Here is a 13,024-nt window from a genome sequence, read left to right on the forward strand (position 1 = left end):
TTTGGGAAAAAAAACATTGCTGTAACGTGGGGTCGCAAGATTATAGAGAAGTCAAAAATAAAAATCGACCCCAATTTAAATATTTCAAACCAATTCTGAATCTGAAATATACGGGTAAACACAAAATTAAGGTAAATGAGGTAATTTCAGATACTCTTCGCTTTGCATCTCTTGCAAACGGGATAAGCAACGCTGATATTCGAAAGTCAACAACACCCCTTGGTAAATTTGCTCCATCGGCACCGCCGCATTAATGATCAGTTTTACTCGACGTTCATAAAACTCATCAACCAGCGCCAGGAAACGACGAGCGGCATTTTCATTACCCGGCATTATCGCTGGAACCTGATATAACAAAACAGTGTGATAAAGTTTTGATAAAACAATGTAGTCCATCTGACTACGCGCATCTTCACACAAAACTTTAAATCCAATTGCCAATACTCCGTCAGCGTTACGAATCACGGGCATCTGCCGATGGTTAATTTCCAACACCGAAGTTTGTTCACTGTTGTTACCAGTCAAAAGAATAAACATTCGATTCATCTCTCGTTCATTATCTTCATTCAGCGGTTCGAAATAGAGATGAGCTTGTGTCAATGTGCGCAACCGATAGTCAATACCCGAATCCACATTCATAACGTCACAATATTTTTTGATCTGCTCAATAGCAGGCAAAAAGCGAGCTCGCTGTAAGCCATTACGATAGAGTTCATCAGGAGGAATATTGGACGTTGCAATCAAGGTAATCCCCCTGGCAAACAGCGCTTCCAACAATGTACCAAGAATCATAGCATCAGTAATATCGGAGACAAAAAATTCATCAAAGCAAAGCACATCTGTTTCCGCTTTAAAACTATCCGCCACAATATCCAGTGGATTTTCATGCCCTTGCAATGTCTTTAACTCTTCATGCACCCGCAGCATAAAACGATGGAAATGCAAACGTAATTTTCTTTCACCGGGTAAGCTTTGGTAAAACATATCCATTAACCAAGTTTTCCCTCTACCAACGCCTCCCCACATATAAAGCCCTTGAGCAGGTGTACAACTCATTGAAACCTGCTTTCCTAGCAGTTTACTTAGACGCCCTTTCAAGCTTTGGCGTCTCACCGGATTGCCGAGAGAAGCATTAATCAGAGCATGGTGTATAGTATCCAATTGAGCAACGACTTGACGCTGAACCTCATCTGGTTGGTATTTACCCTCGGAAAGGGCTTTTTGATAGTATGATGAAGGGGTAATCAATGATGGCATGACAATAACAATCCTTAAAATAATCGCCCATTTTTTATCGTTTTTATGATTCAGATTGACCTTATTACCGGATCAGTTGTCTACAATAAGGTTCAGAATAAGATCGACAAACAAATGTAAATCATGATCAATATTCCACTCTAACTAGATTAACGGTTATAGTGACGATAATTAAGTGAAACATTCTGCGGAACAACGATGTTGATGAAGGAGTAGCTATGACTTGGGAGTATGCACTGATTGGATTGGTAGTTGGTTTTGTTATCGGAGCGCTAGTTATGCGCTTTGGCAACACTAAGCTGCGCCAGCAGAAAGCCTTACAAACCGAACTGGAGAATAATAAATCAGAACTGGAAGAGTATCGTAAAGAATTAGTTGGTCATTTTGCCCACAGTGCAGAATTACTCGACAACATGGCTCGCGATTATCGTCAGTTATATCAGCATATGGCTAAAAGCTCTCATGAACTGATGCCGAATATGCCAGTACAAGACAATCCATTTAATTATCGATTGACTGAATCAGAGGCGGATAATGATCAAGCTCCGGTTAAAATGCCGCCAAAAGATTATTCCGATGGCGCTTCCGGCCTGTTTCGTCCGATGAATGAAAAAAACCAGTAAAAACTCTCGCTGTGGCATGCTCTGTGCCACAGCATTAATTCAAATGTAAAACCTATTATCTACCCGCAAGTTTTGTTTTTTTATTTTTCAATCATGTAAATCCCTGTAAAGAATCATGCTAAATCTGTCTGCCAGATGAACTTTATTTAATAATTAACAGTCATAGAGTAATCATGGCTGCTTGCCGGAATTAACTTCATTGGCCTTCTGGCTTAGGTATACAAGAGAACAAAATTAGATGAAAAGAAAACACTTACTTCTTAGTGCGTTAGCAATCAGTATCGGATTGTCTACAATTTCAGTCCCTGCTACCAGTAGCGCTGCCTTACCTGCGGCTATCGCCGGTCAGGCGTTGCCAAGCCTCGCGCCGATGCTTGAGAAAGTCCTGCCAGCCGTTGTCAGCGTGCATGTTTCCGGTACGCAAGTACAACAGGAACAGAGTATACCTGAAGAATTCAGGTTCTTCTTTGGTCCAAATCTACCAATGGGCCGTGAAAGTACCCGCCCATTCCAAGGGCTTGGCTCAGGCGTCATCATTGATGCAGCCAAAGGTTATATATTAACCAACAATCACGTTATTGAGAATGCAGATAAAATTCGTGTCCAATTGAATGATGGACGTGAATATGAAGCCAGATTATTAGGCCGCGATCCTCAGACGGATATTGCCCTGCTGCAACTGAAAGATGCTAAGAATTTAACTGCAATTACTATGGCCGATTCTGATAAGCTCCGAGTTGGCGATTTTGCTGTTGCGGTTGGTAATCCATTCGGCCTTGGTCAAACTGCAACCTCCGGCATTATCTCTGCGTTAGGACGTAGCGGTCTGAACCTGGAAGGATTAGAAAATTTCATCCAAACGGATGCCTCTATTAACCGTGGCAACTCCGGTGGCGCGCTGGTTAATTTGAATGGTGAATTAATCGGTATCAATACCGCTATTCTGGCTCCAGGCGGCGGTAACATCGGTATCGGCTTTGCAATCCCAAGTAATATGGCAAAAACCCTGAGTGAACAGCTTATTGCTCATGGTGAAGTCAAGCGCGGTATTCTTGGCATTAAAGGCATGGAAATGAATTCCGATATCGCCAAGGCATTCAATATTGATGCCCAACGCGGGGCATTTGTCAGTGAAGTATTACCAAAATCCGCCGCAGCGAAAGCAGGTATTAAATCCGGCGACATTCTTGTTTCCGTTGATGGCAAAAAAATTAGTAGCTTTGCTGAGCTGAAAGCCAAAATCGGCACAACGATACCAGGTAAAGAAATTAAAATTGGTTTATTGCGTAAAGGTAAGCCAATGGAGGTTTCTGTTACGCTGGAAAACAGTGAAGGTCAAACAACCAAAGCCGGGAATTTAACCCTTGCCCTGCAAGGTGCAACCCTGAGCAATGGTGAAGTCAAAGGAACTTACGGTGTGAAAATCGATAGTGTTGCTCAAAACTCACCGGCGGCGTTATCTGGCTTACAGAAAAATGACCTGATTGTTGGGATCAATAATGAACGGATACAGAATATTAATGAACTGCGTAAGGTCATTGATTCTAAACCGCCAGTCATAGCGCTGAACATTCTTCGCGGTGAAGAGAGTATCTATCTGTTGCTGAGAAATTAATACTTTTAGTAAAAATCGATCCAATTCCATTTAAGACACAGCGTAATGCTGTGTCTTATGGTGCTGATCAACCTATTTAAAATAATGAGATTTGTTTTTCCATTAGTAAAAATGCTTTATACTTGGCTACCCCAATTTCTAAGGAGTGAATGTATTGGGAATTATTCGTGAAAGCGATACCATTATTTTGCAACCAGCTAAACCCAGTTGAAATTCCTTTTTGCAACAAGAAAAAGCTGACTCTGACTTTTTAACCGAACGACTGGATATTGTGGAAGAAGGACGCATTAAGTTATGAAAAAATATAAACCATCGTTTTAACCGCTGCTTTTAATCGGCATCAGGTTTTAAACGTTGTTTTTACCACTTTTAACACCTGATTTTTATTAAGTTTAATCATCATGGCATATCGTATTTTACATTTAACCAACGTTAATCATATCCGCTTTTTTATCTCTTCTGATACTGTTCACTCTCAATTCTGAGAGCTTTTTATAGGCCGCCAACCTTTACTTTCCGCATAAATTATGCCAGTAAATAACCTGATAATGTTAAAGATACCTCTTTATATTTTTTCCGATAATTAACTTTCTGTTTAGCAGTTAAATCCTACCACATTAACCGTTTTATCCCTCTTTTTATTGCGTTATGCTTATAATTTTCTCAGTAAAATAACGGTTAGAAAATACTTTAATATCAACATGCTGAATAATATTCTTTTACCTGCTGATTTCTTTTCAACTCTCAGTTAATGGTTAATAGCATTTGATTAAATGTAATTAACTGCCTTTATAAAAAGTGCATCTATTGAGTTAAACCTGCCTTCTCCTTTTATATAAAATCTCTAATTTCTCTATATACTCACTTTTAAATGATTATTGCAAAGAATAGACCATCTTTATTTACTTTTTACTTTTTAAAAAGCTGGCATTAATAGGATACCTACTTTTTAATTTTTAGCCCGATAAAAAAGCGCCTACGATTGCTAAAAGCGAGAAATACAAGTAAAAAGAGCAAGTTAACCATGTTAAAAAGATGGAACCTGTAAAACGATTCTCATGTTTAGAGTTTTCCTATTTTTTAATCAAAAATACATCCAATAAATGATTTTCATTAAGCAGCTTTTATAAACCTAATGTTATTTCTTTTCCTACCAAATAGTTAACTTCCTCTTTTCCATTAAACTGATTATGAGGTTTTCTCTTTTTTCTGTATTTAATTTTTTAGTTTTAAAACCAGAGTAGATAAAAGATATGCTAATAATATTAAGATCAATACCTATTTCTTTAATCATTTTTAATACTGCTAATCTAGTCAACCTAAAAAGTTATCGGCTCCCTTTAATGATTGTCTCTGACTTTTCGTAAACTCCTTACAGGCCATGTAAAATCTCTTATTTAAGAAAATTAGTTTAGCACGGTTAATAATATTAAATATTTTTATTCTAATTATTGGGTTAATATTGTCACTTTGTTAATCAATTCAAGACCGGTTTTTCCTGATGTTTTCTCTTCCAATGTCAGTATAGCATTGAATTTTTTACCCGTCTTAAAAAAGCCTTAATCACTTATTTTTACCTTTAATGATTAAAGCTTTCACCTATTTTTTCCAGATTTTAAAACTACACTGACAGACCATAAACAGTTTTTTAACTACTGTTTTATCATATGCAGATAAAGCGTATCTCATCTTACCTGAATGAGTGGAAGTTTCTGTCACTCCTTGCTTTCAGATCACATAAAAAACGACACCCCACATGATTTAATCTGAGTGAATCTCAATGTTACGAAGTAAATAAAAAGCACTAAAACGAAAAGTTAAAGACAGTAAAAACAGCGTTAAAATCCCCCCGGTTTTAGCAAAATGCGATAAAAAAGAGTTTAATACCCATTCAAACTATCAGTACAATTTTTTTTCGTTTTATTATTAATGAAAACTCAACAGTGATAATCGAAGCGTTAAAAGCTAGTAATCCGAGATACAGCATAATGCGGTCTCTGTTAATTTCTATGCTATCCTGCAATGACTCATTAACTCACACTGAATAATACCCATGATTGCCAAGTTGCTGCGCTCTGCTTTTTTAGGATTACTTGTAGCTGTAATTTTACTCATTACCATTCCATCACTGCGCCCCGGCGGGCTGATATCTGTAATTACCAGCAACAGTAATGACGAAGTTCCATTCAGCTTCAATAAAGGTGTCCGTAGGGCGGCGCCCGCCGTGGTCAACGTCTACAGCAGCAACATGGGAAGTTTTTCTCATCAAGGCCGAGAAAACCATACCCTTGGTTCTGGCGTCATTATGAGTGATAAGGGCTACATTCTCACCAATAAACACGTCATTAATAATGCAGGACAAATTATTGTCGCACTGCAAGACGGTCATTTTTATGAAGCTCTGGTCATAGGTTCTGATAGCTTAACGGATCTTGCGGTCCTGAAAATTGATGCCGAGAACCTGCCTGTCATAACGATTAATCCAAATAGAGTAGCGCATGTGGGAGATGTTGTTTTAGCTATTGGTAACCCTTACAACTTGGGGCAAACCATTACTCAAGGGATTATAAGCGCTACCGGTCGCGTCGGATTAAGCCCTACCCGCCGCCAAAACTTCCTCCAGACCGACGCTTCCATTAATCAGGGTAACTCTGGCGGTGCATTAATTAACACCCTTGGCGAGCTGGTGGGTATCAATACATTATCATTCGATAAAAGTGAAAATGGTGAAACCCCAGAAGGATTGGGGTTTGCTATTCCGACTGAACTCGCCACCAAGATTATGCAGAAACTTATCCGTGACGGACGGGTTATCCGAGGTTTTATCGGCATAACGTCACAAGAGCTGCCGCATATTCGCTCTTCTAACGGCAATATCAACCAGCTTCAAGGGTTACGAGTATTTCAGGTGACTGCAAACGGGCCAGCGCAAAAAGCCGGTATCAAAGTGGGTGATATCATTACCAGTGTCAATAATAAACCCGCTATTTCTGCGGTTGAAACAATGGATCAAGTGGCTGAAATACGCCCCGGAAGCGTTGTTCCTGTCACTTTATTGCGCGATGGGAAAATATTATCTCTGCAAGTGACTATTGAAGAATATGATGAATATTAATCATCCAGTAAAAATCTTTTAATCACCATAGTAATGGTGGGTAGATTGTCATGGCATATCAATCCTTGCTTATCGGCTTGTGTTTGCACTTTACTTCTTCTACCCATCATTCTTTACTTTACTAAAACTACAGTACTTCCTATTTCCAACAATAAGAAAACAAAATTACTTTCCCGTTGATTTCACTCGTTCAATATTTGCGCCAAGTCCACGCAACTTATCTTCGATATGTTCATAACCCCGGTCAATATGATAAATACGGTCAACAACCGTTACTCCCTCGGCAATACAACCTGCCAGAACCAAACTTGCCGATGCGCGTAAATCCGTCGCCATGACCTGAGCACTGGATAATTTCTTAACACCATGACAAAGCACGGTATTACTTTCAATTTCCGCATGAGCCCCCATCCGAATTAATTCAGGAATATGCATGAAACGGTTTTCGAAAATAGTTTCAGTAATCATCCCTGCACCTTCAGCAACCAAATTCAACAAGCTGAACTGTGCCTGCATATCGGTCGGGAAACCGGGGTGCGGAGCAGTACGTAATGTCACAGCTTTAGGGCGCTTACCGTGCATATCGAGGCTTATCCAATCTTTACCTATTTCAATATCAGCCCCCGCCTCACGCAATTTAGCCAATACTGCATCCAGCGTATTAGGCTGAGCATGACGGCAAACCACCTTGCCACCGGATATCGCCGCCGCAACAAGAAATGTCCCCGTTTCAATCCGATCAGGTAGTACACGATATACACCACCACCAAGGCGTTCTACACCTTCAATGATGATATGGTCAGTGCCAGCGCCCGTGATTTTTGCACCCAAGGTATTGAGAAAATTAGCCGTATCTTCGATTTCAGGTTCACGTGCCGCGTTCTCAATAACGGTTGTCCCTTCAGCCAACGTTGCCGCGGTCATAATCGTGACTGTCGCTCCAACGCTGACTTTATCCATCACAATGCACGCCCCTTTCAGACGCCCATTAACGGAAGCCTTAACGTAGCCCTCTTCCAGAACAATTTCAGCACCTAACTGTTCCAAGCCGCTGATATGCAGATCAACCGGGCGAGCGCCAATCGCACATCCCCCCGGCAAAGAAACTTGCCCTTGACCAAAACGCGCTACCAAAGGACCTAACGCCCAAATAGATGCACGCATGGTTTTCACTAGCTCATAAGGCGCACAATATTGATTCACATCGCGGGCATCCACAAATACAGAACCATTACGTTCAACTTTGGTCCCAAGGCGATTCAATAATTTGATAGTGGTATCAATATCTTTCAATTCTGGAACATTTTGCAACTCAACAGGCTCTTCAGCCAACAACGCGGCGAACAGGATTGGCAGCGCAGCATTTTTTGCCCCGGAAATAGTAACCTCACCCGACAGACGAGTGGGCCCTTTCACACGAAATTTATCCATCTGTGACGACTCTCTTTATATAATTTGCTGTTCGCGGCGAGGCAAACAACGTTAAAAACCGTTGAGCTTGCGATCCCGTTTCCAGTCATCCGGTGTGTAGGCTTTAATTGATAAGGCATGAATACGATTATCAGCAATGTATTCCATCAAAGGCGCATAAACGGCTTGCTGCTGTTTTACCCGGCTCATACCGGCAAACATTTCACCAACCACAATAACCTGGAAATGGCTGCCATCTCCGTTAACGATGACTTCATCCAGCGCTAATTTATCCATCAGCACTTGCTTAATCTCATTAGTATCCATAATTGCTCAATGTTCTGTAGTTATACCCGTTATCTTTCAAGTTGCCTCTTTGTTGGCTGCACTCGCTCACCCCGGTCACATAGTTCGCTATGCTCCCAGGGATTCACTCCCTTGCCGCCGCGATGCATCTTGAAATCCATAGGGTATAGAAATAATAGACAGCCATCTATCCTAATAGAATCCTGCTTATTCTTAAACTATGAAAACGCCCTTGTAATATTTCTGCTTACAAGGGCGCTGATTATACCCGTTATCTTTCAAGTTGCCTCTTTGTTGGCTGCACTCACTCACCCCGGTCACATAGTTCTCTATGCTCCCGGGGATTCGTTCCCTTGCCGTCGCGATGCATCTTGAAATCCATTGGGTATGTACAGATAATTAATGAGATTATCGGTTAGCTATCAATGATCATTGCTTGCAGATCATAGAGCGTAATCAGGGTATTAAGTCGTTCATCAATGCCAGAAAAGCGCAATTTATCCCCTCTTTTTTGCATATGATGTTTGAAACGGACTAAAAGAGCTAACCCGGTAGAATCCACATATTCAAGTTGTGACACATTGATGCTGTTGATATCAGACAATAATTTCTCTTTTTGCTGCCAAAGAGGAAGCAAACTATCACGATCCAAAGCGCCCTTGAGAATCAATGTTTGCCCTGTTTTTTCCCAGATCAAACTCTCACCCATCTTATTTTTTCTCTTCCAATGTGATTGGCTGACGGGCACTGATTTCAAGCTGCTTAGTCAGGCCATCAACACCTTGCTGACGCAAGATAGAAGCCCATTCACCCTGTTTAGTCGTAATCATACTGACGCCTTCAGCAATCATATCGTATGCCTGCCAGTAGCCAGTTTTGCTGTTTTTGCGCCACTGGAAATCAAGACGGACAGGAGGACGGCCATTCGGATCGATAATGGTGACACGAATAGCAATAACATCACTGTCCCCCAACGGCTTTTCAGGGTCAATCTGGTAAGTTTGATTGTGATACATTGCTAAAGCCTGCCCATAAGCCTGCTCAAGATAGGATTCAAATGCAGCGAAATAAACTTTGCGCTGCTCTGGCGTCGTATCTTTATAGTATTTCCCCAGAACCAATGCGCCAGCATATTTAATATGGACATAAGGCAGTAGTTCTTCTTTCACCACTTGACGCAGATAATCTGGATTTTGACGAATTTGTGATTGGCTGTTTTTCAAACGAGTAAAAGTCTTTTCCGCCGCATCCTGCATCAACTTATAAGGATTCGTCTGATCAACCGCGCTCGCTAATGGCGCAACAACTAACAGCGCCGCCATTAATAATCTCTTCAACATAATGGATTCCTCTTAATGATATTCAATTGCTGGCTAAGGTGTCGGCTTATGTTCTGCCCCACTTTGGGCATTATCGCCACTCTTATACAAGAACTGGCCGATAAGATCCTCAAGCACCATTGCTGATTTGGTATCCTGTACGCGGTCACCCTCTTTCAGAATACGGGTGTCCATATCGGGATCTTCAAACCCTATATTCAGGGCAATATATTGTTCACCTAATAGGCCAGAAGTACGGATGGAAAGAGAACTGGTATCAGGGATATGGTCATACTGCTTCATAATATCCAGTGCCACTTGCGGCGTATAAGTTTTTTCATCAAGAGAGATACTTGCAATTCGGCCAATTACCACCCCCCCGATTTTTACCGGCGAGCGCACTTTCAGACCGCCAATATTGTCAAAAGTAGCATACAAACGGTAAGTTGGCTGGTTGCCTACCGATTTAATGTCTGCCACTTTTAGGCATAAAAAGACGATTGCAGCCAGTGCAATCAAGACAAAAAACCCAACCCAAATTTCACTTTTCTTGCTTTGCATTGACTTAGTTCCCGAACATAAGTGCTGTCAGCACAAAATCCAAACCTAAAACGGCTAACGACGCATGAACCACCGTTCTGGTCGTCGCTCGGCTGATCCCTTCAGAAGTCGGGATCGCATCATAACCATTGAATAAGGCAATCCAGGTCACAGTAATGGCGAAAACGACACTTTTAATAAAACAATTCAGCAAATCTTTCTGCCATTCGATAGCAGACTGCATTGAAGACCAGAAGAAGCCACTGTCAATCCCCTTCCAATCAACACCAACCATCGCGCCGCCCCAAATACCTACCGCCACAAAAATCAAAGATAATAGCGGCATACTGATAAACCCTGCCCAGAAACGGGGAGCGATCACACGCCGTAATGGATCTACCGCCATCATCTCCAGGCTGGAAATTTGTTCCGTGGCTTTCATCAAACCGATTTCTGCGGTCAAGGCTGATCCAGCGCGGCCAGCAAACAACAGCGCCGTGACCACCGGCCCCAACTCACGCAACAGAGATATCGCCACCATCATACCAAGACTGGCTTCCGCACTGTATGTTGTCAGTACCAGATACCCCTGTAGGCCAAGCACCATGCCAATAAACAGCCCTGAAACCATAATAATCAACAATGACCGAACACCCACGCTGTAAAGTTGCTGTCGGAGTAACGGCCACTGTCTGGCGGGTTCTGGCCTGCCAATTATCGCGCGGAAAAGCATAAAACCTGCACGGCCAAAAGAGGCAAATACCTCAATAGCCCGTCGGCCAAGTGCCGCCAGCGCCTGTGTTAACATTAACATCCCATTATCCTAATAACTCAGTTTTATAATCTCCGGCCGGGAAACGGAAAGGTACCGGCCCGTCAGCAATACCATCAAGAAATTGCCGTACTCGCCTATCAGAATTAGAGTGCAACTGCTGAGCAGTACCCTCAGCAATAACCTGTTGTTCAGCGATAATATAAGCGTAATCCGCAATGCTCAGAACTTCCGGCACATCGTGGGAAACCACCACACAAGTCACACCAAGCGCCTTATTCAGTTCATCAATCAACTTCACCAAAACCCCCATCGTAATCGGGTCCTGACCAACAAAAGGTTCATCAAACATAATCAGATCAGGATCAAGCGCGATAGCGCGAGCCAGAGCTGCGCGCCTTGCCATACCGCCGGAAAGTTCAGAAGGCATCAAATTAGCAGCGCCACGTAACCCTACAGCCTCTAATTTCATCATTACAGTCGTCTGTATAATTTCCTCAGGCAGGTTCGTATGTTCACGCAGCGGAAAAGCGACGTTCTCAAAGACACTGAGATCAGTGAATAACGCCCCAGATTGAAACAACATACTCATCTTCTTGCGAGCAGCATACAAGCGAGAGCGGGATAAAGCAGGAATATTGTCGCCATCAAACCAGATTTCTCCGCGTTCAGGACGTAGCTGACCGCCAATCAATCGTAATAGTGTCGTTTTCCCTATCCCAGAAGGCCCCATAATTGCAGTGACTTTTCCTCTAGGCACAACTAGATTAATATCAGCAAAAATCGAACGGTTACCACGGGTAAAATACATACCACGGATCTCGATGAGATTTGCTGTCTGTTGGTTCATTATTGATAGCCCTTAACGGTTAATAAATTGGCTTTAATATTTGGTTCACATATTAATCACATATACTACAAAAAAACCGGGGAATTTTCGCCATTAATGTGATGACAAATTTTACTTTTCTATCCGCCGCCGTCAGAATATACCCCATCTAACTGGGCAGACAGTTTTTGTTTAGAAAATCAACCGGCGTTAACATTAATTCGGAATATACCTTACAAGGGACGCTTCATGCTTCTGACCTTTTTACTTTTAATTACCGGATTGATTTTACTGGTATATGGTTCCGATAGATTAGTATACGGCGCTGCAATTTTTGCCCGTACTCTGGGGCTGCCTCCATTTATTATTGGTATTACCATTGTTGGCATTGGAACTTCCCTGCCCGAATTAATGGTTTCAGTTACTGCAATGCTAGATAGTCAACCTGATATGGCGGTGGGTAATGTTATTGGTTCCAACATTACTAATCTGCTGCTGATAACCGGCGCTGCTGCATTTATTCGCCCAATGGAAGTAAAATCAGGTATTCTACGACAAGAACTGTTGTTGATGTTACTGCTCACCGCCTTCTGTGGTTATTTGATGAGTGATTACTATCTCAGCCGGATGGATGGGTTGGTATTACTCACTTCCGCCATAGTGTATATTTTATTGATGATAAAAATGGTTGCTCTACCACACCGTGCCGAAACAGATATTTACACGCAAGAACAGGCTGCTGAATTACCGGTAGAAGGCAATAAACACATTGCCCTACTTTGGATTCTATTAGGGTTACTTATTTTACCTATGGCAACCCGCATGGTTATTGATAATGCAACGGTTATTGCCCGTATTTATGGCATCAGTGAATTAGTTATTGGGCTTACGGTACTTGCGGTCGGTACCAGCCTGCCAGAATTAGCAACCTCTATTGCCGCAGCGTTCAAAGGCGAAGACAACATTGCATTCGGGAATATTATAGGTTCGAATATATTCAATATATCAACTGTTTTGGGCCTTCCCGCATTACTCTCGCCAGCAGCCATTTCGCCTGAATCTTTCCATCGTGACTTTTGGGTAATGATGGTAGCCAGCATAATATTTACTGCATTTTGTTTGGGTCGTAAACACCGATTAAACCGATTTAAAGGTGTCCTGTTATTAAGCTGCTTTATCGCTTATTTTATCGTACTGTTTATTTCTAATTACAGCATTGAATAAACACAAATAAGTAG

General features: G+C 41.8%; 12 protein-coding genes. 4 read left to right on the forward strand and 8 right to left on the reverse strand.

The annotated features are described in order from the left end of the window. Positions 1-126: 126 nt before the first annotated feature. Positions 127-1,257, reverse strand: a complete 1,131-nt coding sequence (gene zapE / locus TI10_RS07570; protein WP_049582694.1) for a cell division protein ZapE — start codon at positions 1,255-1,257, stop codon at positions 127-129. Positions 1,258-1,475: 218 nt separating this feature from the next. Between zapE and zapG the strand changes: the two genes are divergently transcribed. The 3 genes from zapG to degS all read left to right on the forward strand — a co-directional run bounded on the left by zapG (position 1,476) and on the right by degS (position 6,610). After that, entirely contained in the window at positions 1,476-1,880 is a 405-nt protein-coding gene (gene zapG / locus TI10_RS07575; RefSeq protein WP_049582695.1) for a Z-ring associated protein ZapG, read from the forward strand. Positions 1,881-2,118: 238 nt separating this feature from the next. Then, the gene (gene degQ / locus TI10_RS07580; protein WP_049582696.1) at positions 2,119-3,495 is read left to right on the forward strand and encodes a serine endoprotease DegQ; all 1,377 of its coding nucleotides are present in this window, start codon (positions 2,119-2,121) and stop codon (positions 3,493-3,495) included. 2,053 nt (positions 3,496-5,548) lie between these two features. Then, a complete protein-coding gene (degS, locus tag TI10_RS07585) occupies positions 5,549-6,610 on the forward strand; it encodes an outer membrane-stress sensor serine endopeptidase DegS (protein ID WP_049582697.1) in 1,062 nt (353 codons plus the stop codon). Between the two features lie 165 nt (positions 6,611-6,775). Here degS and murA read toward each other — a convergent pair whose 3' ends face one another. The 7 genes from murA to mlaF all read right to left on the reverse strand — a co-directional run bounded on the left by murA (position 6,776) and on the right by mlaF (position 11,807). Continuing rightward, positions 6,776-8,041, reverse strand: a complete 1,266-nt coding sequence (murA, locus tag TI10_RS07590) for a UDP-N-acetylglucosamine 1-carboxyvinyltransferase (RefSeq protein ID WP_049582698.1) — start codon at positions 8,039-8,041, stop codon at positions 6,776-6,778. Between the two features lie 51 nt (positions 8,042-8,092). After that, a complete protein-coding gene (ibaG, locus tag TI10_RS07595) occupies positions 8,093-8,347 on the reverse strand; it encodes a BolA family iron metabolism protein IbaG (RefSeq protein WP_011148158.1) in 255 nt (84 codons plus the stop codon). A gap of 394 nt (positions 8,348-8,741) precedes the next feature. Further along, positions 8,742-9,035, reverse strand: coding sequence for a lipid asymmetry maintenance protein MlaB (gene mlaB / locus TI10_RS07600; RefSeq protein ID WP_049582699.1), 294 nt, complete (start codon positions 9,033-9,035; stop codon positions 8,742-8,744). A gap of 1 nt (position 9,036) precedes the next feature. Then, positions 9,037-9,666: a phospholipid-binding protein MlaC gene (gene mlaC / locus TI10_RS07605; protein ID WP_049582700.1), complete on the reverse strand. Its 630-nt coding sequence runs from the start codon at positions 9,664-9,666 to the stop codon at positions 9,037-9,039. Between the two features lie 33 nt (positions 9,667-9,699). Continuing rightward, positions 9,700-10,206 (reverse strand): outer membrane lipid asymmetry maintenance protein MlaD, encoded by a 507-nt coding sequence (gene mlaD / locus TI10_RS07610; RefSeq protein WP_049582701.1) that lies wholly within the window; start codon positions 10,204-10,206, stop codon positions 9,700-9,702. A gap of 4 nt (positions 10,207-10,210) precedes the next feature. Continuing rightward, positions 10,211-10,993, reverse strand: a complete 783-nt coding sequence (gene mlaE / locus TI10_RS07615; RefSeq protein ID WP_049582836.1) for a lipid asymmetry maintenance ABC transporter permease subunit MlaE — start codon at positions 10,991-10,993, stop codon at positions 10,211-10,213. A 10-nt stretch (positions 10,994-11,003) separates the two neighbouring features. After that, positions 11,004-11,807 (reverse strand): phospholipid ABC transporter ATP-binding protein MlaF, encoded by an 804-nt coding sequence (gene mlaF / locus TI10_RS07620; protein WP_049582702.1) that lies wholly within the window; start codon positions 11,805-11,807, stop codon positions 11,004-11,006. A 228-nt stretch (positions 11,808-12,035) separates the two neighbouring features. Here mlaF and TI10_RS07625 point away from each other — a divergent pair, with 228 nt between their 5' ends. Continuing rightward, the gene (locus tag TI10_RS07625; protein WP_049582703.1) at positions 12,036-13,010 is read left to right on the forward strand and encodes a calcium/sodium antiporter; all 975 of its coding nucleotides are present in this window, start codon (positions 12,036-12,038) and stop codon (positions 13,008-13,010) included. The last annotated feature ends 14 nt before the right edge of the window (positions 13,011-13,024 follow it).

It is taken from the genome of Photorhabdus luminescens subsp. luminescens (assembly GCF_001083805.1).
GTDB classification, from domain to species: domain Bacteria; phylum Pseudomonadota; class Gammaproteobacteria; order Enterobacterales; family Enterobacteriaceae; genus Photorhabdus; species Photorhabdus luminescens.